This window comes from Streptomyces sp. PA03-5A (assembly GCF_033792725.1).
GTDB lineage: Bacteria > Actinomycetota > Actinomycetes > Streptomycetales > Streptomycetaceae > Actinacidiphila.
The window spans coordinates 106,378-127,075 of sequence record NZ_JARAVL010000029.1 but is presented as its reverse complement, the minus strand read 5'-3'; the positions used below and the strand labels follow the sequence as shown (position 1 = coordinate 127,075).

The following is a 20,698-nucleotide window of genomic DNA, read 5'->3' as shown; positions in this document are numbered from 1 at the left end:
GAAACGCCCGGTTACATTCCGAACCCGGAAGCTAAGCCTTTCAGCGCCGATGGTACTGCAGGGGGGACCCTGTGGGAGAGTAGGACGCCGCCGAACAATCTTTAGTAGCCGTGCCCCTGGACCCAGTCCGGGGGCACGGCTCTTTGGCGTATCCACACCCGCTGTTCATGTTCAGATCAGCAACGCATCACCGGCTGCGGTGATCCTTGCCGGAACGGGTAAGTGGAGGTGAGCCTGATGCAGCAATTTCTGGTTCAGGGTGCTGAAGTAGCCGCGCTGGAGGACGAGTTCGCGTCCGCGGTGGACGGGCGTCATGCCGTCGCCGTCGACTCGGCGACCTCCGCGTTGCATCTGGCGCTGCTCTCGCTCGGCATCGGTGCCGGCGAGGAAGTGATCCTGCCGTCGTTCGCGCCGGTGGAGTCCGCGGCCGCCGTGCGGCTGGCCGGTGCGGTGCCGGTCTTCGCCGACATCGACCCGCTGACGTTCTGCCTCGACCCGGAGGCCGTGGCCGCCGCGATCACGCCCCTCACGGTGGCGATCCTGCCGGTGCACCTCTTCGGGCACCCTGCCGCCGTCGACCAGATCACCGACATCGCCGCCCGGCACGGCCTGGCCATTGTTGAGGACGCCACCCAGGCCCAGGCGGCGACGCTGGCCGGCCGCCGGGTCGGCACCTACGGGGCGCTGAGCGTGTTCGCCGTCGAGGAGGGCGCCGTGGTGACCACGGAGCACCCCGAACTGGCCGGTGCCGTCAAGAGGCTTCGGGACACGGCCCACGCCAGGGCCCGGATGACCGACGGCAAGGCGGCCGCAGGCCGCGGGGTGCTGGCGAAGCTCGCCGGTTCCGTGGCCCGGCAGCGGGCCAACTGCCGTTACCTGGACTCGGCCCTGACCGGTGTCCTCGTGCCGTACGTGGAGCCCGGCGCGCACCACGTCTACCACCGCTACACGGTGCGGATACCCGGGAACGGCCGTCCGGACCGGGACGCGTTCGCGATGGCGCTGGCCGCGCGCGGCGTGCAGGCGAACGTGAGCATCCCGACCCCCGTGCACCGGTTGCCGGAGTACCGGTCGAGCTCGTACCTGCCCCGCACGGAGAAGGCGGCCGGCGAGACGCTGTCGCTGCCCGTCCACCCGGGTCTGACGGAGAAGGAGTTGGAGCGGATGGCCGTGGCGTGCAACACGCTCGGCGGACTGCTCTGAAACCGGGCCGCCCCGGTCGGGCCGTGCGTCGATCGGATTTCCGAACCGGGGCGTGCATGCGTTAAGATCCTTCACGTCGACACGCCCCAATAGCTCAGTCGGCAGAGCGTCTCCATGGTAAGGAGAAGGTCTACGGTTCGATTCCGTATTGGGGCTCTGATGAGGAAAGGCCCCCGCCATCCGGCGGGGGCCTTTCTCGTTTCCCTTGCCCTTCGCGGAGCGGACTGCCGCCGCTACGCGGGCAGTTCCGGGACGCGCATCGTGAGGATGGCCATGTCGTCGGAGGGCGCGTCGGAGGCGAAGCGCTCGACGGCCCGCTGGATGCGGGCCGCCACGGCGCCCGCCGTGAGGCCCGTGCAGGTGGCCAGGACGTCGGCGAGGCCGTCGTCGCCCAGCATGCGGGTGCCCTCGCGCCGTTCGGTGACGCCGTCGGTGACGCAGAGCAGGACGTCGCCGGGGTCGAGCGTGACGGTCTGCTCGACGAGTTCGAGGTCCTCGATGACGCCGAGCAGCGGCTGGGGTTCCGCGGCGGCTTCCACGACGCCGCTCTGCCGCAGCCGCAGCGGCAGGGGGTGGCCGGCGCAGACGACCTTCAGGACGGCGCTGCCGTCGCTCTGCGGCCACATCTCGCCGTAGAGGAGGGTGAGGAAGCGGCTGCGGGCCCCCTCGTCCAGGATGGCCGCGTTGAGCCGTTCCAGGACGGAGGGGCCGCTGAAGCCCTCGCGGGCGAGCAGGCGCAGCGCGTGGCGGGCGAGACCGGTCACGGCGGCGGCCTCGGGGCCCGTGCCGCACACGTCGCCGATGGCGAAGCCCCAGCAGCCGTCGCGGATGGGGAACACGTCGTAGAAGTCGCCGCCGACCTCGTTGCCCTCGCCGGCGGCGCGGTAGACGACCTCGACCTCGACGCCGGGGATCACCGGCAGGCCGGGCGGCAGCAGGCTGCGCTGCAGAGACTGGCTGATGGCCGTGCGCTCGCTGTAGAGGCGGGCGTTGTCCAGGGCGAGGGCGGCCCGGCGGGACAGGTCCTCGGCGAGTTCGAGAATCTCCTGGCGGAAGCGCTCGTCGGCGGACCTGCCGAGGGTGAGCATGCCGATGACGCGGTTGCGGGCCACGAGCGGCAGGACGACCGTCTCGCCGCCGACCGCGGCCGCGGTCGCCAGGGCCGTGCCGGGGCCTGTGGCGGGCCGGCCCGCCTCGCCGAGGCCCAGGCTGCGCAGGGAGGCGCGCAGGGCGGTGGAGTGCGCGGCGTCGGCGGGGGCGGTCCACACGCGTGCGCCGGGGGTGGGGTCGGGCTCGGGCGGGGCGAGGCGGGACAGCAGGGCCTTGATGCCGTCGATGCGGTCCTCGTCCTCGTGCAGGACGAAGGCGAGTTCGGGTTCCGAGGCCTGGTCGGCGATGGTGTAGACGGCGCACCAGCTGGCCAGGGTGGGCACGGTCATCTGGGCCATCAGGGCGAGCGTCTGGTCGCGTTCCAGCGTGCCCGCCAGCAGGTCGGAGGCCTCCACCAGGAAGGACAACGAGCCGCGGCGCAGCCGCTCGAGCTCGGTGAGGCGGGCGCTCTCCACCGCCAGCGCGATGCGGTCGGCGGCGAACTGCAGCCGCAGCGCCTCCTCGTTGGTGTAGCGGCCGGGGCTCTCCGCGGCGACGCCGAGCGAGCCGGTGAGGCGGCCCTCGACCTTGAGGGGGACGGTGACGATCGAGCGCATGCCGGTGCCGGCGAGCAGCGGGACGGCGCCGGGCACCGCCGTGAGGTCCTCGTGGACGGCGGGCATGCGGGCGCTGCCGTAGCGGCCGGTGCCGGCCTCGACGGGGACCCGTGCGAAGCGCTGCCGGGCGGAGGGGAGGCCGGTCGAGGCGCGCACCTCGAGCTCGGTCTCGTCGTCGGTGGCGAGCAGCAGGTAGGCGGCGTCGCCGTCGAGCATGTCGCGGGCCCGCTCCACGGTGCGCTGCAGCAGCCCGTCGAGGTCGTCGGGGGCGGGGGAGCCGATGAAGGACTCGAAGGGGTCCACGGCCTTGCCGCGTTCGACGCCGCCCTCGACGGAGATCATCCCGCGGCCGGGGTTCTGCAGGACGGCGCGTTCGTCCTCGCGCACCAGCAGGCACACGGTGGACGGCTCGCCGGAGGCGTCGCGGACCCGCAGGTGCGCGCCGTAGACGGGCAGGGTGCGGCCGTCCGCGCCGCGGATGCCGTAACTGCCCTCCCAGCGGGACAGCCGCAGGGCCTCGGCGATGCCGTGGCCGGTGCCGGGGGTCTGCGGCCAGGCGGCGAAGTCGCCGAGCGGTTTGCCGGTGACCTGGTCGCCGAGGTGGCCGAAGAGCTCGGCGGCGTCCTGGTTCCAGCGGGTGATGATGCCTGCGCGGTCGACCTGCACGACCGCGACGCGGACCCGCTCGTCGGCGAGCGGCAGCGCCTGGACGGGCAGGGCGGGACCCGCGGAACGGGTGCCCGCGGGGCGCTGGGGGAGTTCCAGGCGGAACCAGACGTGCTTGTTGGCGGCGGTGTACTCCACGCCCCAGCGGCTGGCGAGTGCCGAGCACAGGAGCAGCCCGCGGCCGCCCTCGTGGTCGGGGTGGATCTGCTTCTTGGCGTCGTGGAGAGGAAGCTCACGTTCCGGGTAGCGGTCGGCGACCTCGATGCGCACGGCGGACTCGTAGCGCAGGCAGTGGACGTCCGCGGCGGTGCCGGCGTGCACCACGGCGTTGGTGACGAGTTCACTGGTGAGTACGACGGCGTCGTCGACCACCTCGGAGAAGCCCCAGCCCTGGAGCGTGTCGCGGACGAACGCGCGTGCGGTGGCGACCGAGCGTCCCACGGGTTCGAAGGTGGCCGCTGCCCGCGCCGTGATCACAGATCTCCTTGTTTGTCCCGGGACGTCACCATTCGTCGTCCGCTGTACTGTCACCACCGGCCCCCACTTCGAGGTGTACGCCCGGCCCAAGGTGGGCAACCGCATGCCAGGTTACTTACCCCCGGCGACCGCGTGTGTGCCGGTTGGGGGTGTTCCTGCCCCGATCATGACGCCGGTCATATGCGATGCTGCCGAACTGTTATGGCCGGGCCCGGGCATGGTGAAACACTGGTCATGTCTGAACGAGGCACCTGCAGGTCGGTCGACCCTCCGGGAGGGACACGGTGGAGTCTGGCGCATCGGCGCGAGGCGGCGCGGCATCCGCGGCGAAGCGGGGCGGTTCCGCACGGGTGAAGAACGCGCGGTCGCGTAAGAGCGGGGCCGGTACGGGGACCGTCGAGGTCGACTCGGCGGCCCTGCACCGGCTGCTGTCGGCGCTGGAGTCCATGCGGGACGGCAACTTCCGCAAGCGGCTGACGGTCACCGGCGACGGGGTCATGGCGGAGATCTCCGCGGTGTTCAACGAGGTCGCCGACCGCAACCAGCACCTCACCGGGGAGCTGGCGCGGGTGCGGCGGGTCGTGGGCCGCGAGGGCAAGCTCGCCGAGCGCCTGGAGACGGGGGCGTGCGAGGGCGCCTGGGCGGCGGCCATCGACGCCTCCAACGCGCTCGTGGACGACCTCGTGCGCCCCATGTCCGAGGTCGGCCGGGTGCTGTCGGCGGTCGCCGAGGGTGACCTGGAGCAGCGGATGGACCTGCGCTCGCAGGGCGCCGACGGTTCGGGGCATCCGCTGCGCGGCGAGTTCCTCAAGGTGGGCCGCACCGTCAACGGGCTGGTCGACCAGCTGTCCACGTTCACCGACGAGGTGACCCGGGTGGCGAGCGAGGTCGGCACCGAGGGCAAGCTCGGCGGCCAGGCGCGGGTGCGCGGTATGTCCGGTTCGTGGAAGGACCTGACGGACTCGGTCAACACCATGGCGTCCCGTCTGACGGCCCAGGTGCGTGACATCGCCCTCGTCACGACGGCGGTCGCCAAGGGCGACCTGTCGCGCAAGGTCACCGTGCACGTGGCCGGCGAGATGCTGGAGCTGAAGAACACCGTCAACACGATGGTCGACCAGCTCTCCTCCTTCGCCGCCGAGGTGACCCGCGTCGCACGCGAGGTGGGCACCGAGGGCCAGCTGGGCGGCCAGGCCAAGGTGGCCGGTGTCGACGGCGTGTGGAAGGACCTCACGGACTCCGTCAACCTGATGGCCGGCAACCTGACGGCCCAGGTGCGCGACATCGCCCAGGTGACGACGGCGGTCGCCAACGGCGACCTGTCGCAGAAGATCACCATCGGCGCGCGCGGCGAGGTCGCGCAGCTCGCCGAGACCGTCAACGCGATGACCGAGACGCTGCGCACCTTCGCCGACGAGGTGACCCGTGTCGCGGGCGAGGTCGGGGCGGAGGGCCGCCTCGGCGGCCAGGCGCAGGTGCCGGGCGCGGCGGGCACCTGGAAGGACCTCACCGACTCGGTGAACACCGCGTTCCGCAACCTGACCGGCCAGGTGCGGGACATCGCGCAGGTGACGACGGCGGTCGCCAACGGCGACCTGTCGCAGAAGGTCACGGTGGACGTCTCCGGCGAGATGCTGGAGCTGAAGAACACCGTGAACACGATGGTCGACCAGTTGTCGGCCTTCGGCGCCGAGGTGACCCGGGTCGCGCGCGAGGTCGGCGTCGAGGGTGAACTCGGCGGCCAGGCGCAGGTGCCGGGTGCCGCGGGTCTGTGGAAGGACCTCACCGACTCGGTGAACACCGCGTTCCGCAACCTGACCGGCCAGGTCCGCAACATCGCGCAGGTGACGACGGCGGTCGCCAACGGCGACCTGTCGCAGAAGGTCACGGTGGACGTCTCCGGCGAGATGCTGGAGCTGAAGAACACCGTCAACCGCATGGTGGACCAGCTCTCCTCGTTCGCCGGGCAGGTCACCCGCATGGCCCGGGACGTGGGCACGGAGGGCCGCCTCGGCGGTCAGGCCCGCGTCGACGGCGTGAGCGGCGTGTGGAAGGAGCTGACGGACTCCGTCAACTTCATGGCGGGCAACCTCACCTCGCAGGTCCGCCAGATCGCCCAGGTGACGACCGCGGTGGCCCGCGGTGACCTGTCCCAGAAGGTCGACGTCGACGCGCGCGGCGAGATCCTGGAGCTGAAGAACACCATCAACACGATGGTCGACCAGCTCTCCTCGTTCGCCGAGCAGGTGACCCGGGTGGCCCGTGAAGTGGGCACCGAGGGCCGGCTGGGCGGCCAGGCGCAGGTGCCTGGCGTCGCCGGTGTGTGGCGCGACCTCACCGACTCCGTGAACGGCATGGCGGGCAACCTGACCGCACAGGTCCGCAACATCGCCCAGGTGGCGACCGCGGTGGCCCGCGGTGACCTGTCCCAGAAGATCGACGTCGACGCGCGCGGCGAGATCCTGGAGCTCAAGAACGTCCTCAACACGATGGTCGACCAGCTCTCGTCCTTCGCCGAGCAGGTGACCCGGGTGGCCCGCGAGGTGGGCACCGAGGGCATCCTGGGCGGCCAGGCCGAGGTGAAGGGCGTGTCGGGCACCTGGAAGGACCTGACGCAGTCCGTCAACTTCATGGCGAACAACCTGACGATGCAGGTCCGCAACATCGCCGAGGTCACCACCGCGGTCGCCCAGGGCGACCTGTCGAAGAAGATCACCGTCGACGCCAAGGGCGAGATCCTCGCCCTGGTCACCACCGTCAACACGATGGTGGACCAGCTGTCCGCGTTCGCCGACGAGGTGACCCGGGTGGCCCGTGAGGTGGGCACCGAGGGCCAGCTGGGCGGTCAGGCCCGGGTGCGGGACGTCTCCGGCATCTGGAAGGACCTCACCGACAACGTCAACCTGATGGCCAACAACCTGACCAGCCAGGTGCGTTCGATCTCCTCCGTCGCCACCGCCGTCGCCAACGGCGACCTCACCAAGAAGATCACCGTCGAGGCGCGCGGTGAGGTCGCCCAGCTCGCCGAGACCATCAACACGATGGTGGACACGCTCTCCGCCTTCGGTGACGAGGTGACCCGGGTGGCCCGCGAGGTGGGCACCGACGGCATCCTCGGCGGCCAGGCGCGCGTGCCGGGTGTGTCCGGCTCGTGGAAGGACCTCACCGAGTCGGTGAACAACATGGCCTCCAACCTGACCGGCCAGGTCCGCAACATCGCCATGGTCACCACCGCGGTCGCCCGCGGCGACCTGTCCAAGAAGATCGACGTCGACGCGCACGGCGAGATCCTGGAGCTGAAGACGACCATCAACACGATGGTCGACCAGCTGTCTGCTTTCGGTGACCAGGTGACCCGGGTGGCCCGCGAGGTGGGCACCGAGGGCCGGCTGGGCGGCCAGGCGCGCGTGCCGGGCGTGTCCGGCATCTGGAAGGACCTCACCGAGTCGGTGAACCTGATGGCGAACAACCTGACCCGTCAGGTGCGCAACATCGCCCAGGTGGCCACCGCGGTGACCCGCGGCGACCTCAACATCCGCACGGACGTGGACGCGGCGGGCGAGATCCTGGAGCTCCAGGACTACATCAACACCATGATCGTCCGACTCCGCGAGACCACGCTCGCCAACAAGGAGCAGGACTGGCTCAAGGGCAACCTCGCCCGCATCTCCGGTCTGATGCAGGGCCGCCGCGACCTCAACGACGTGGCGGCGCTCATCATGAGCGAGCTGACCCCGGTGGTCTCCGCCCAGCACGGCGCCTTCTTCATCGCGGAGGAGCCGGCCGGCGGGGAGGAGATCGAGGAGGGCTACGAGCTGCGGCTGTCCGGCTCGTACGGCTTCTCCAAGCGCACGATGCCGACGGTGTTCCTGCCCGGCGAGGGGCTGATCGGCACGGCGGCGGTAGAGAAGCGCTCGATCCTGGTGGAGGACGTCCCGCCGGGCTACCTGAGGATCTCCTCCGGGCTCGGCGAGGCGCCGCCGGCCCACGTCATCGTGCTGCCGGTGGTGTTCGAGGACCGGGTGCTGGGTGTGATGGAGCTGGCCTCCTTCCAGCCGCTCACGCAGATCCAGAAGGACTTCCTCGGCCAGATCACCGACATGATCGCGGTCAGCGTGAACACCATCAGCGTGAACACCAAGACCGAGTACCTGCTGGAGCAGTCGCAGGAGCTGACCGAACAGCTGCGGGAGCGCTCGGCGGAGCTGGAGAACCGGCAGAAGCAGCTGGAGATGTCCAACACGGAGCTGGAGGAGAAGGCGGAGCTGCTGGCCCGCCAGAACCGGGACATCGAGGTGAAGAACACCGAGATCGAGGAGGCCCGGCAGGTCCTGGAGGAGCGCGCCGAGCAGCTGGCCGTCTCGATGCGCTACAAGTCCGAGTTCCTGGCCAACATGTCGCACGAGCTGCGCACCCCGCTGAACTCGCTGCTCATCCTGGCCAAGCTGCTCGCGGACAACGCCGAGGGCAACCTGTCGCCGAAGCAGGTCGAGTTCGCCGAGACGATCCACGGCGCCGGCTCCGACCTGCTGCAGCTCATCAACGACATCCTGGACCTGTCCAAGGTCGAGGCGGGCAAGATGGACGTCAGCCCGACCCGCATCGCCCTGGTCCAGCTGGTCGACTACGTGGAGGCGACGTTCCGCCCGCTCACCGCGGAGAAGGGCCTGGACTTCTCCGTACGGGTCTCCCCGGAGCTGCCCGCCACGCTCCACACCGACGAGCAGCGGCTGCTGCAGGTGCTGCGCAACCTGCTGTCGAACGCGGTGAAGTTCACCGACAGCGGTTCGGTCGAGCTGGTCATCCGCCCGGCCGGTCCCGACGTGCCGCAGGCCATCCGGGAGCAGTTGCTGGAGTCCGGCTCGCTGCGGGGCGCGGACGAGCCGCTGATCGCCTTCTCGGTGACCGACACGGGCATCGGCATCGCGGCGAGCAAGATGCGGGTCATCTTCGAGGCCTTCAAGCAGGCGGACGGCACCACCAGCCGCAAGTACGGCGGCACGGGCCTGGGCCTGTCCATCAGCCGGGAGATCGCCCGGCTGCTCGGCGGCGAGATCCACGCCGACAGCCAGCCCGGCCGCGGCTCGACCTTCACCCTCTACCTGCCGCTCAACACCACCGAACTGCCGCTCCAGGGCTACCCGCAGCTCCCCGGCGGTGAGGCCGGGGAGCTCGAGGGGGCGCCGGCCGAGCCGTTCCACGTCCCGGCCCACGGTCACGTGGCCGTGCGCGGCCGGGGCGCGGGCAGCAGCCTGGCCCGGCTGCGCCGGCGTTCCGCGGCACCGCGGCCCGCCGCGGCCGCCGGGCCGGTGGAGCGCGCCGCGCTGCCCGAGTCGTGGGTGGAGGGGGCGCACAGCGACGCCTACACCGGCTTCGCGGGCGGGTTCAGCGGTGAGAAGGTGCTCATCGTGGACGACGACATCCGCAATGTCTTCGCCCTCACCAGCGTGCTGGAGCAGCACGGGCTGACCGTGCTGTACGCCGAGAACGGCCGGGAGGGGATCGAGGTCCTGGAGCAGCACGACGACGTCGCGGTCGTCCTGATGGACATCATGATGCCCGAGATGGACGGCTATGCGACCACGGCCGCGATCCGCAGGATGCCCCAGTTCGCGGGGCTGCCGATCATCGCGCTGACGGCCAAGGCGATGAAGGGCGACCGCGAGAAGAGCATCGAGTCCGGGGCGTCCGACTACGTCGCCAAGCCGGTGGACACCGACCACCTCCTCGCGGTGATGGAGCAGTGGATGCAGTCCAGGTGACGCCACGTTGGGTGAGCGGCTGGGCAACGGACGGTGAACGCCCATGACTCGGCGTGTGTGAAGAGGTGTGAGAGTGCGGGATTCTGGGAACCTTCTGGTCTCCGCTTGCGTTTCTGCTACGTGCACAGTGACATGGCGGTGACAGGGTGTGGCGGACAGCGGGGTGCGGCTACCATGACCGGCACAAGGACGGGCGGCACTCAGGAGTCGTCCATGGGGGCGGCGACCGGTGCAGTGCCGGGGCGAGGAGGGCGGGCCATGGTGCAGAAGGCCAAGATCCTCCTGGTCGATGACCGGCCGGAGAATCTGCTGGCGCTGGAGGCCATCCTCTCCGCGCTCGATCAGACCCTGGTGCGGGCATCGTCCGGGGAGGAAGCGCTCAAGGCGCTGCTGACCGACGACTTCGCGGTGATCCTGCTCGACGTCCAGATGCCGGGCATGGACGGGTTCGAGACCGCGGCGCACATCAAGCGGCGCGAACGCACCCGCGACATCCCGATCATCTTCCTGACCGCCATCAACCACGGGCCGCACCACACCTTCCGCGGCTACGCGGCCGGCGCGGTGGACTACATCTCCAAGCCCTTCGACCCGTGGGTGCTGCGCGCCAAGGTGTCGGTCTTCGTCGAGCTCTACATGAAGAACTGCCAGCTGCGCGAGCAGGCCGCCCTGCTCCGGCTGCAGCTGGAACAGGGCGCGCGGCAGGGCGGCAACGGCGCCAAGGAGCCCGTGGGCCTGCTCGCCGAGCTCTCCGCACGGCTCGCCGCGGTGGAGGAGCAGGCGGAGGCGCTGTCCAAGCAGCTCGACGAGTCCGCGGACGCGGCGGCGGTGGCCACGGCCGCCCATCTGGAGCGGAAGCTGACCGGCCTGCGCCGCGCGCTGGACGCGCTGGAGCCGGGCACGGGCGGCGGCGACAAGAAGATTCCCCCGCAAGAGTGAAGCGTGTGCGCCACTTGATGCAGTGTCATCCATGGCGCAACTGGGGCACGACACGGATGGCGGTATGCGTGGCCACGCGTGTCGTGCACGGGGCGGAACGGTAACCTCACCACCATGGCCTCACGTACGTCCGGCACCGCCAAGAAGGCTGCCGCCAAACCTGCGGCCAAGCCCGCGGCGAAGAAGGCCCCCGCGAAGAAGGCGGCGGCCAAGAAGCCGCCTGCCAAGGCGGCGGCGGCCAAACCCGCGCCGAAGCCCGCGCCGTCCCCCACCGGCGGCGTCTACCGGCTCGCGCGAGCGGTCTGGCTCGGCCTGGCGCACACCGTGGGCGCCCTCTTCCGCGGCGTCGGGCGCGGCGCGCGCGGGCTCGACCCGGCGCACCGCAAGGACGGCCTGGCGCTGCTGCTGCTCGGCCTCGCGCTGGTCGTCGCCACCGGCACGTGGTCGGACCTGCGCGGTCCGGTGGGCGACCTGGTCGAGATACTGATCACCGGGCTGTTCGGGCGGCTGGACCTGCTCGTGCCGTTCCTCGTCGGTGCCGTCGTCTGGCGGCTGATGCGCCACCCGCAGAAGTCCGACGCCAACGGGCGCATCGTCATCGGCCTGACCACCCTCGCCGTCGGTGTACTGGGCCTGGTGCACATCGGCTGCGGTTCCCCCGGCCGCGGGCAGGGCGCCGACGCGATCCGCGACGCGGGCGGCCTGATCGGCTGGGCGGCGTCCGCGCCGCTCGACTACACCGTCGGCGCACCGCTGGCGGTGGCGCTGCTGGCGCTGCTCACCTTCTTCGGGCTGCTGGTCACCACCGCGACCCCGGTCAACGCCATCCCCCGGCGGCTGCGCGAACTCGGCATCCGGCTGGGCCTGGTGGAGGACCAGGGCAGCGCCGGGACCGAGGACGACGCCGTGCCGTTCAGCGACCTGCTGGAGGAGGAGACCGCCCCGCAGGACGGCGGGGAGAAGTCGCGCCGCCGGTCCAGGCGCCGCGAGGAGCGGCCGGAACTGCCCGATCTCAGGCCCAGCGACGGACTGGACGCGGTCGACCTCGCCTACGGCGTGGCCGCCGACCTCGACGGCGCCCTCGCCTACGGCGTGCCCGGCTCCTCCGTCGTCGCGGACCTCGTCAGCCACTCCCTGCCGCAGGCCCGGGACACCGGGGAAGCCGCCGCCGAGGACTCCGCCGACCGGTCCGTGCCCGACCTCACCAAGCGCGCGGCGCCCGAGCAGGGCCCGCCGCTGCCGCCGCGCGCCGAGCAGCTCCAGTTGTCCGGCGACGTCACCTACGGCCTGCCGTCCCTGGACCTGTTGGAGCGCGGCGGTCCAGGACGCACCCGCAGCGCCGCCAACGACGCCGTGGTCGAGTCGCTGACGAGCGTCTTCTCGCAGTTCAAGGTGGACGCACGGGTCACCGGCTTCACGCGAGGTCCGACGGTGACCCGTTACGAGGTGGAACTCGGCCAGGCCGTCAAGGTCGAGCGGATCACCGCCCTCGCCAAGAACATCGCGTACGCCGTGGCCAGTCCGGACGTGCGGATCATCAGCCCGATCCCCGGCAAGTCGGCGGTGGGCATCGAGATCCCCAACAGCGACCGGGAGATGGTCAACCTCGGCGACGTGCTGCGCTCGGCGGAGGCCGCCGGCGAGGAGCACCCGATGACGGTGGGCCTCGGCAAGGACGTCGAGGGCGGCTACGTCATGGCCAACCTCGCGCGCATGCCGCACATCCTCGTCGCGGGTGCCACCGGATCCGGCAAGTCCTCCTGCATCAACTGCCTGATCACCTCGATCCTGGCGCGCGCCACGCCCGACGAGGTGCGGATGGTGCTGGTCGACCCCAAGCGCGTCGAGCTGACCGCGTACGAGGGCGTCCCGCACCTCATCACCCCGATCATCACCAACCCCAAGCGGGCCGCCGAGGCGCTGCAGTGGGTCGTGCGCGAGATGGACCTGCGCTACGACGACCTCGCCGCCTACGGCTTCCGGCACATCGACGACTTCAACGCGGCTGTGCGCTCGGGCAAGGTGAAGCCGCCGGAGGGCAGCGAGCGGGAGCTCGCGCCCTACCCCTACCTGCTGGTGATCGTGGACGAGCTGGCCGACCTGATGATGGTCGCGCCGCGGGACGTCGAGGACGCGATCGTCCGCATCACCCAGCTCGCCCGGGCCGCCGGCATCCACCTCGTGCTGGCCACCCAGCGGCCCAGCGTCGACGTCGTCACGGGTCTCATCAAGGCCAACGTGCCCTCCAGGCTGGCCTTCGCGACCTCGTCGCTCGCCGACAGCCGGGTCATCCTCGACCAGGCCGGCGCCGAGAAGCTGATCGGAAAGGGTGACGGGCTGTTCCTGCCGATGGGCGCGAACAAGCCGGTCCGCATGCAGGGCGCCTTCGTCACCGAGGACGAGATCCACGCCGTCGTCGCCCACTGCAAGGCGCAGTTGACCCCCGCCTACCGTGACGACGTGGTCGTCGGCTCGGGCCCGAAGAAGGAGATCGACGAGGAGATCGGCGACGACCTGGACCTGTTGTGCCAGGCCGCGGAACTGGTCGTCTCCACGCAGTTCGGCTCGACTTCGATGCTCCAGCGGAAACTGCGTGTCGGCTTCGCGAAAGCGGGCAGGCTCATGGACCTGATGGAATCGCGCGGGATCGTCGGACCCAGCGAGGGGTCGAAGGCCCGTGACGTACTGGTCAAGCCGGACGAGATGGACGGAGTGCTCGCCCTGCTCCGGGGCGAGGCCGGTTCGTAGCCATTCCGTGGCTCACTCGTAAGTGGGTTGGACGCAACCGTTGCTCCCGCCCGTACGTCAAGTTAGTGCAGGGGGAAGGCGTATGGCCGACTGTCATCGGCGCCGGGAAAGACGGCAATCCTGATGGCGGACAAACAACGCCCGCCCGCTTGCCCGTCCTTTTGCACACCCCCCTAGACTGAGTCTCCAGCAGGTGGCTGCACGCTCGAAAGGCGCCCCCGTGTCCATCGGCAACCCGCCCCCCGACGACCGGCTCTCGGTCGGTCGCGCCCTCGCCCAGGCCCGCATCGCCGCGGGTCTGACCGTCGACGAGGTCAGTACCACAACGCGTGTGCGCCCGCCCATCGTGCACGCGATCGAGCAGGACGATTTCTCCCGCTGTGGCGGCGACGTGTACGCCCGCGGCCACATCCGGGCGCTCGCGCGCGCCGTGGGCCTCGATCCCGAGGCCCTGATCCAGCAGTTCTCGGCGGAGCACGGCAGTGCGCCCGCCCCCACCCCGGTGGCGCCGCTGTACGAGGCGGAGCGGATGAGGTCCGAGCCGCGCCGCCCCAATTGGACCGCCGCCATGGTCGCGGCGATCGTCGCCGTCATCGGTTTCGTCGGGTTCACCCTGTTCAGCGGTGGCGAGGACGGCGGCAAGGAACCGGTGGCGGGCAAGCCCAGTGCGGCGAGCCCGGCGGCCGAGCCGTCCGGCAACCCCACGAGCTCCGCGCCGAGGCCCGAGGAGTCCGACAGCGCGATCGCCGCGGCGCCGGCCGACAAGGTCACGGTCAAGCTCACCGCCCAGAACGACAAGAGCTGGATCCAGGCGGTGGACAGCAACGGAAAGCAGCTCTACCAGGGCAGTCTGGAGCCGGGCGACTCCAAGACCTTCACCGACAAGAGCAAGATCAACCTCATCATCGGCAACGCGGGCGCGGTCCACCTCTTCGTCAACGGCAAGGACCTCGGGCCCGCGGGCGACCCCGGTCAGGTCCAGCGCCTCACCTTCACCCCCGGCGACCCGGAAGCAGGGTGACGCCCGGTTCCACGGGCGCGCACGGACACCGCGGCGCCCGGCGCGGGACACCCGTCCCGGCGCCGGGCGCCGCTGCGCGTCGGAGCCCCGTCGGGGACAAAGTAGGCTGAGCCTATGTCCGAACCCCGTACCGTCGCTCTTGTCACGCTCGGCTGCGCCCGTAACGAGGTGGATTCCGAGGAGCTCGCCGGCCGGCTGGCGGCGGACGGGTGGCAGCTCGTCGAGGACGCCGCCGCCGCCGACGTGGCCGTCGTGAACACCTGTGGCTTCGTCGAGGCCGCCAAGAAGGACTCCGTCGACGCCCTGCTGGAGGCCAACGACCTCAAGGGCCACGGCCGCACCCAGGCCGTCGTCGCGGTCGGCTGCATGGCCGAGCGCTACGGGAAGGAGCTGGCCGAGGCCCTGCCCGAGGCGGACGGCGTGCTCGGCTTCGACGATTACGCGAACATCTCCGACCGCCTGCAGACGATCCTCTCCGGCGGTGTCCACGCCTCCCACACCCCGCGCGACCGCCGCAAGCTGCTCCCGGTCAGCCCGGCCGCCCGGCAGGCCGTGAGCGAGGTCGCGCTGCCCGGCCACGCGCAGAGCGCCACGGAGCCGGTCCCCGCCCCCGCGGACCTGCCCGAGGGCGTCGCGCCCGCCTCCGGGCCGCGCGCACCGCTCCGCCGCCGCCTGGACAGCAGCCCGGTGGCCTCCGTGAAGCTGGCCTCCGGCTGCGACCGCCGCTGCTCCTTCTGCGCCATCCCGTCCTTCCGGGGCTCCTTCATCTCCCGCCGCCCCTCGGACGTGCTCGGCGAGACGCGCTGGCTGGCCGAGCAGGGCGTCAAGGAGGTCATGCTGGTCAGCGAGAACAACACCTCGTACGGCAAGGACCTCGGCGACATCCGGCTGCTGGAGACGCTGCTGCCGGAACTGGCCGCCGTCGACGGCATCGAGCGGATCCGGGTCAGCTACCTGCAGCCCGCCGAGATGCGCCCGGGCCTGATCGACGTGCTGACCTCGACGCCCAAGGTCGCGCCGTACTTCGACCTGTCCTTCCAGCACTCCGCCCCCGGGGTGCTGCGCGCGATGCGCCGCTTCGGCGACACCGAGCGCTTCCTGGAGCTGCTCGACACCATCCGCTCCAAGGCGCCGGAGGCCGGGGTCCGCTCCAACTTCATCGTCGGCTTCCCGGGCGAGTCGGCGGCGGACCTGGAGGAGCTGGAGCGCTTCCTGGGCGCCGCCCGGCTCGACGCCATCGGCGTCTTCGGCTACTCCGACGAGGAGGGCACCGAGGCGGCCGGCTACGACGGCAAGCTCGACGAGGACGTCGTCGCCGAGCGGCTGGCCCGGGTCTCGCGGCTGGCCGAGGAGCTGACCGCGCAGCGTGCCGAGGAGCGGCTGGGCTCGACGGTGCAGGTGCTGGTCGACTCCGTCGACGAGGAGGAGGGGGCGGTCGGCCGCGGTGCCCACCAGGCGCCGGAGACCGACGGCCAGGTCGTCCTGACCTCCCGCGCGGGCCTGGTGCCCGGATCGTTCGTCGCGGCGAAGGTGGTGGACACCGAAGGCGTCGACCTCGTCGCGGAGCCGCTTGGCACGACGCAGGAGGCGCGCAGATGACGGGAGTCCCGGCGTCCGCCGCCGGCAACCACCGGTCCGCACCCGCCGCCCCGGCGGCCGCGGTCCGGCGGCCTTCGTTGTGGAACATCGCCAACGTCCTGACGATGGTGCGGTTGCTGCTGGTGCCGGGCTTCGTCGTGCTGCTCGTGCACGACGACGGGCACGACCCGGCGTGGCGCTCCTTCGCGTGGGCGGCGTTCGCCATCGCGATGATCACCGATCTCTTCGACGGCGAGCTGGCCCGGCGCTACGGGCTGGTCACCGACTTCGGCAAGATCGCCGACCCGATCGCCGACAAGGCGATCATGGGCGCGGCGCTGATCGGGCTCTCGGCCCTCGGGGACCTGCCCTGGTGGGTCACCGCGGTGATCCTCTTCCGCGAGCTGGGCATCACGCTGATGCGGTTCTGGGTGATCCGCTGGGGGGTGATCCCGGCCAGCCGGGGCGGCAAGCTGAAGACGCTCACCCAGGGCGTCGCCGTCGGCATGTACATCCTGATCCTCACCGGGCCGCTGGCGACGCTGCGGGCGGTGCTGATGGGCGCCGCGGTGGTGCTGACCGTGGTGACGGGCCTGGACTACGTGCGCCAGGCCGTCGTCATGCGCCGGGCCGGACTGGCCGCGCAGCGCGCGGCCGCCGTGCGCCGGGCGCACGAGGGCGCGGACGAGGAGGAGGGGGCGCTCGCGGAGGACGTCCCGCTGGAGTTCCCGGAGGAGCAGGGACAGGGCGCGTGAACGTCGCCGCCGAGGTGCTGGGGCTGCTGGAGGGGCGGCAGCAGTGGCTCGCCGTCGCCGAGTCGCTGACCGGTGGCCTGGTCGCCGCCGAGCTGACCTCGGTGCCCGGCGCCTCCAGGTCCTTCCGCGGTTCGGTCACCGCGTACGCCACCGAACTGAAGCGGGACGTGCTGGGCGTGGACGGCGCGCTGCTGGCCGAACGCGGGGCCGTCGACCCCGACGTCGCGCGGGGGATGGCGGAGGGCGTGCGGCGCGTGCTGCGCGCCGACTGGGGGCTGTCCACCACCGGAGTCGCCGGCCCGGACCCGCAGGACGGACAGCAGGTCGGGACGGTCTTCGTGGCGGTCGCCGGGCCGACCGGCTCGTGGTGCGAGAGACTGCAGTTGAACGGCGACCGTGCCGAAATCCGTACCACCACCGTGAACGCCGTTCTGACCCTCTTGCAGCAGACGCTCCTGACGGGCGGGGGAACACCCGACGAATCCCCGACGGCGAAGGGTAGGGAAGACAGCGGGGGGAAGGGATGTTTGCAGCCCTGAGTGAACACGTCATCGCTCCCCGCACGGCCGGTGTCGGAGGCGGTACGGTGGGGCAAGAAGGTTGCGAATTCGCGGTCCGAGGAGGGAGCCACCGATGATTCTGCTCCGTCGCCTGCTCGGTGACGTGCTGCGTCGGCAGCGCCAGCGTCAGGGCCGCACCCTGCGTGAGGTCTCCTCATCCGCCCGGGTCTCCCTGGGCTATCTGTCGGAGGTCGAACGAGGGCAGAAGGAGGCTTCCTCCGAACTGCTCTCCGCGATCTGTGACGCCTTGGACGTCCCGATGTCCGAGGTGATGCGGGAGGTCAGCGACGATCTGGCGCTTGCCGAACTCGCCGAGTCGGCTGCTGTCGGGTCGGCAGCCGCGCCTATGCGGCCGCTGCTGGGCGCGGTTCCGTCCGTACCGTCCGGTCCGGACGAGCGGGTCACCATCAAGGCGCCGAAGGCGCCCACCGAGGCCGTGGACGTCGTCGCGGCCTGAGCGACACCAAGCAGTTCCGAACCGTGGCCCCGGCCGGTGGGCAACCGGCCGGGGCCACGGCGTGTCCGCGTGTGGTCCGCGGATCCGGGGAAGGCGCTCATGAGGCGGGGCCGCCGTGGAGGTGGTCCTACGACGCCAGGCAATTCCCGAGGAGGAGCAGCATGACCGTCGTGAAGAGCACGCTGCCCGAGGCCGACCGCAAGACCGTCGGTGAGGCCCTGCAGCACACCCTCAGCGATCTCATCGACCTGTCGCTCGTCGCCAAGCAGGTGCACTGGAACGTGGTCGGGGCGCGGTTCCGGTCGGTCCACCTCCAGCTCGACGACGTGGTGACCACCGCGCGGACCTACGCCGACACGGTCGCGGAGCGGGCGGCCGCGATCGGGGTGACGCCGGACGGGCGCGCGGGGACGGTCTCCAAGAGCAGCAGGATCGACGAGGTGCCGGACGGCTGGATCAAGGACGAGAAGGTGGTCTCGGTCATGATCGTGGCGCTGGACGCCGTGATCAGGCGGGTGCGCCAGGGGATCGAGGCGACGGAGAAGCCCGATCCGGTGAGCCAGGACATCCTGATCGGGCTCGCCGCCGAGCTCGAGAAGCACCACTGGATGTTCCAGGCCGAGAACGTCTAGGCCGGCGGGGCGTCGTCGGCGGGAGCATCGGGGCCGGTCGCCCTGGGTTGCGCTCGGGCGGCGGAATGTCGCAGGTAGTAGCCGTACGTGTCCTCCTTCCGGGTGAACGTCGTGCGGGGTGGGGCGGCAGAGGTCTAGAGATCTTGCCGGAAGGGGATCGCACCTGTGTACGGGGAAAGCCCGGGATTGGGTCCCTGGTGATACCCGCCGCAACCTCGGGGCTCCGAAGGAGGCGGCCATGCACGTTCTCCGCCTGTTTCACGAGCTGTGGGCCCGGCGGCCGGTCCGCTGGGCGATCGCTTTCGTCGCGGGAGTGGTGTGGTGGTGGGCCCTGCTGAGGCTCATCGCCCAGCCCGCGCAGGCAGGCTCCTTCGAGGGCCTGGTCGTCGCCGGTGGCTGGGGGCTCAGCATCGTCCCCCTGCACACGGCGAGGTGGTCACGGGGATCATCAGCCGCCGCTCCGGCGGCCGTCCGTGAGGTTGAGGGCCCGGCGCCGGGAGGGCTGCCGGGAAGACTTCCGGGTCCGCGAAGTCAGTCACTACCAGGGCATGACGACGCCCCCGTTGGGGCGCAGGATCTGGCCGGTCGTGAAGGCTGAGGCGTCGGAGGCCAGGAAGAGCACGGTGTGCGCCACGTCCTGCGGGTCGCCCACACGGCCCAGGGGCGCGGCGCGCACCAGCGCCTCCTCGGCGCGCGCCTGGGCCCGCTCGTCGAAGAGGCCGTCCGGGCCGGTGCCGTGGTGGCTCGTCATCGGCGTGCGGATGAAGCCGGGCGCCACGGCATTGGCCCGCACGCCGCGGGGTCCCAGCTCCGTGGCGAGGGTCCGGGTCAGCTGGACGACGGCGGCCTTCGAGACGCTGTAGCAGAGCAGCCCGCGGGCGCCGGTGTCGATGGCTCCGGAGGCCATGGTGACGATGCTGCCGGCACCGCGCTCGGCCATCGGGCGGGCGGCCTCGCGGGCGCAGTGCAGCACCCCCTTGAAGTTCACCGACAGCACCCGGTCCAGGTCGGCCTCGTCGGTGTCCAGGACGGAACTGGAGTGCATGACGCCCGCGATGGCGGCCAGGACGTCCAGCCGTCCGTGGGTGGCCACGATCGCCGCGACCGCCTCGGCCACCTGGGCGCGGTCGGTGACGTCCACGGCACGCGCCTCCGCCGCGCCGCCGGCCTTCACGGCGAGCCCGGCGGTGTGCCGGGCGCCCGGCTCGTCCACGTCCGCGCACGTCACGGTGGCCCCGGCCTGGGCGAGCAGCAGCGCCGAGGCCCGGCCGATGCCGCTGGCGGCGCCGGTGACCAGAGCGGTGCGCCCGGTGAGGTCGTACGCCGGTACGGTCATGCGGCGACGGTACGACCGGATCTGACGGTCCGTCAATTGGTGTGCCGCGGCGCCGGTGCGGACGCGGGCGCGGGGCCGCGCTGGCATTGCGGGCACCAGTACGTCGCACGGGTCTGGCCGGGCGGGCCCAGCTCGGCGACGCGGATCGCCGTCCCGCAGCGCAGGCAGCCGTGCCGGTCCCGGCGGTACACCCAGTGCGTCCGGCCGCGCCGGGTGTCGCCGGTGGTGATGTGGCCGTGCCGGGTCTTGTTGGCCTGCAGCAGCTTCCTGGCGAGCTCGACGACCCGTTCGGGCTCGGGGACCTCCCCGACCGGCATCCAGGGCGTGACGCCGCGCAGGAAGCACACCTCGCACTTGTAGACGTTGCCGATGCCCGCCAGATTGCGCTGGTCCAGCAGCGCCTCCCCGACCGGCCGGGCCGGGTCGGCGGTCAGCCGGCGCAGCGCCTCGGCCGGATCCCAGTCCGGGCCCAGCAGATCGGGACCGAGGTGGCCGACGGCCCGGTCCTCCTCGGCGGTGCGCAGCAGCTCCAGCACGGGCAGCCGGTAGCCGACCGCGACCCGCTCGGCGTTGGCGAGGACCGCCCGGACCTGGTGGTCGGGACCGCCCCGCCAGCGCTCACCGGGTGCGTACAACTGCCAGGAACCGTCCATGCGCAGATGCGAGTGGAGGGTCAGCCCGCCCTCGACCCGGATCAGCAGGTGCTTGCCGCGGGCCACGACCTCCTCCACGCGGCGTCCCGACAGGTCGGTCGTCGCCAGCCGCGGCACACGCAGGTCCGCACGGAGCAGTACGTGCCCCGCCAGCGCCCAGTGCAGCCGGTGCGCGGCCAGCCAGATCGTGTCGCCCTCGGGCACG

General features: G+C 71.6%; 13 protein-coding genes, 1 tRNA gene and 1 rRNA gene. 12 read left to right on the top strand and 3 right to left on the bottom strand.

What is annotated here, in order from left to right:
- From rrf to PV410_RS31160, 3 genes are all read left to right on the top strand, one after another.
- A 5S ribosomal RNA gene (rrf, locus tag PV410_RS31170) occupies positions 1–96 on the top strand; the annotation flags it as partial.
- A 141-nt stretch (positions 97–237) separates the two neighbouring features.
- Positions 238–1,203, top strand: a complete 966-nt coding sequence (locus tag PV410_RS31165; protein ID WP_500329089.1) for a DegT/DnrJ/EryC1/StrS family aminotransferase — start codon at positions 238–240, stop codon at positions 1,201–1,203.
- Positions 1,204–1,286: 83 nt separating this feature from the next.
- Positions 1,287–1,359 (top strand) — tRNA-Thr (locus PV410_RS31160).
- Positions 1,360–1,436: 77 nt separating this feature from the next.
- On the opposite strand, the gene PV410_RS31155 is transcribed toward PV410_RS31160, so the two are convergent.
- Entirely contained in the window at positions 1,437–4,052 is a 2,616-nt protein-coding gene (locus PV410_RS31155; RefSeq protein WP_500329088.1) for a SpoIIE family protein phosphatase, read from the bottom strand.
- Positions 4,053–4,498: 446 nt separating this feature from the next.
- On the opposite strand from PV410_RS31155, the gene PV410_RS31150 reads away from it, so the two are divergent.
- From PV410_RS31150 to PV410_RS31110, 9 genes are all read left to right on the top strand, one after another.
- Positions 4,499–9,814: a HAMP domain-containing protein gene (locus PV410_RS31150; protein WP_500329094.1), complete on the top strand. Its 5,316-nt coding sequence runs from the start codon at positions 4,499–4,501 to the stop codon at positions 9,812–9,814.
- A gap of 258 nt (positions 9,815–10,072) precedes the next feature.
- Entirely contained in the window at positions 10,073–10,753 is a 681-nt protein-coding gene (locus tag PV410_RS31145) for a response regulator (RefSeq protein ID WP_431965404.1), read from the top strand.
- 114 nt (positions 10,754–10,867) lie between these two features.
- Positions 10,868–13,501 carry a DNA translocase FtsK gene (locus tag PV410_RS31140; RefSeq protein WP_500329087.1) on the top strand — a complete coding sequence of 878 codons (2,634 nt, stop codon included), beginning with the start codon at positions 10,868–10,870 and terminating at the stop codon, positions 13,499–13,501.
- 220 nt (positions 13,502–13,721) lie between these two features.
- Positions 13,722–14,522, top strand: coding sequence for a helix-turn-helix domain-containing protein (locus PV410_RS31135; protein ID WP_500329086.1), 801 nt, complete (start codon positions 13,722–13,724; stop codon positions 14,520–14,522).
- A gap of 114 nt (positions 14,523–14,636) precedes the next feature.
- Positions 14,637–16,121, top strand: coding sequence for a 30S ribosomal protein S12 methylthiotransferase RimO (gene rimO, locus PV410_RS31130; RefSeq protein WP_500329085.1), 1,485 nt, complete (start codon positions 14,637–14,639; stop codon positions 16,119–16,121).
- Positions 16,118–16,855, top strand: a complete 738-nt coding sequence (gene pgsA, locus PV410_RS31125; RefSeq protein WP_500329084.1) for a CDP-diacylglycerol--glycerol-3-phosphate 3-phosphatidyltransferase — start codon at positions 16,118–16,120, stop codon at positions 16,853–16,855. Before rimO ends, pgsA begins: the two co-directional genes overlap by 4 nt.
- A complete protein-coding gene (locus tag PV410_RS31120; RefSeq protein WP_500329083.1) occupies positions 16,852–17,394 on the top strand; it encodes a CinA family protein in 543 nt (180 codons plus the stop codon). Before pgsA ends, PV410_RS31120 begins: the two co-directional genes overlap by 4 nt.
- Before the next feature lie 94 nt (positions 17,395–17,488).
- Positions 17,489–17,872, top strand: coding sequence for a helix-turn-helix domain-containing protein (locus tag PV410_RS31115; protein ID WP_018561778.1), 384 nt, complete (start codon positions 17,489–17,491; stop codon positions 17,870–17,872).
- A 161-nt stretch (positions 17,873–18,033) separates the two neighbouring features.
- Positions 18,034–18,504 carry a Dps family protein gene (locus PV410_RS31110; RefSeq protein ID WP_500329082.1) on the top strand — a complete coding sequence of 157 codons (471 nt, stop codon included), beginning with the start codon at positions 18,034–18,036 and terminating at the stop codon, positions 18,502–18,504.
- 538 nt (positions 18,505–19,042) lie between these two features.
- Here the strand turns inward: PV410_RS31110 and PV410_RS31105 are convergent.
- Together PV410_RS31105 and PV410_RS31100 are read right to left on the bottom strand one after the other, a co-directional pair.
- The gene (locus PV410_RS31105) at positions 19,043–19,840 is read right to left on the bottom strand and encodes an SDR family NAD(P)-dependent oxidoreductase (protein ID WP_500329081.1); all 798 of its coding nucleotides are present in this window, start codon (positions 19,838–19,840) and stop codon (positions 19,043–19,045) included.
- Between the two features lie 32 nt (positions 19,841–19,872).
- Entirely contained in the window at positions 19,873–20,697 is an 825-nt protein-coding gene (locus PV410_RS31100; RefSeq protein WP_499514364.1) for a DNA-formamidopyrimidine glycosylase family protein, read from the bottom strand.
- Position 20,698 lies beyond the last annotated feature (1 nt).

Excerpts from the sequence above, each read along its gene's own strand:
- PV410_RS31165 (WP_500329089.1), top strand. The coding sequence starts at position 238 with ATGCAGCAATTTCTGGTTCAGGGTGCTGAAGTAGCCGCGCTGGAGGAC.
- PV410_RS31150 (WP_500329094.1), top strand. The coding sequence starts at position 4,499 with ATGCGGGACGGCAACTTCCGCAAGCGGCTGACGGTCACCGGCGACGGG.
- PV410_RS31145 (WP_431965404.1), top strand. The coding sequence starts at position 10,073 with ATGGTGCAGAAGGCCAAGATCCTCCTGGTCGATGACCGGCCGGAGAAT.
- PV410_RS31140 (WP_500329087.1), top strand. The coding sequence starts at position 10,868 with ATGGCCTCACGTACGTCCGGCACCGCCAAGAAGGCTGCCGCCAAACCT.
- rimO (WP_500329085.1), top strand. The coding sequence starts at position 14,637 with ATGTCCGAACCCCGTACCGTCGCTCTTGTCACGCTCGGCTGCGCCCGT.
- pgsA (WP_500329084.1), top strand. The coding sequence starts at position 16,118 with ATGACGGGAGTCCCGGCGTCCGCCGCCGGCAACCACCGGTCCGCACCC.
- PV410_RS31115 (WP_018561778.1), top strand. The coding sequence starts at position 17,489 with ATGATTCTGCTCCGTCGCCTGCTCGGTGACGTGCTGCGTCGGCAGCGC.
- PV410_RS31110 (WP_500329082.1), top strand. The coding sequence starts at position 18,034 with ATGACCGTCGTGAAGAGCACGCTGCCCGAGGCCGACCGCAAGACCGTC.
- PV410_RS31105 (WP_500329081.1), bottom strand. The coding sequence starts at position 19,840 with ATGACCGTACCGGCGTACGACCTCACCGGGCGCACCGCTCTGGTCACC.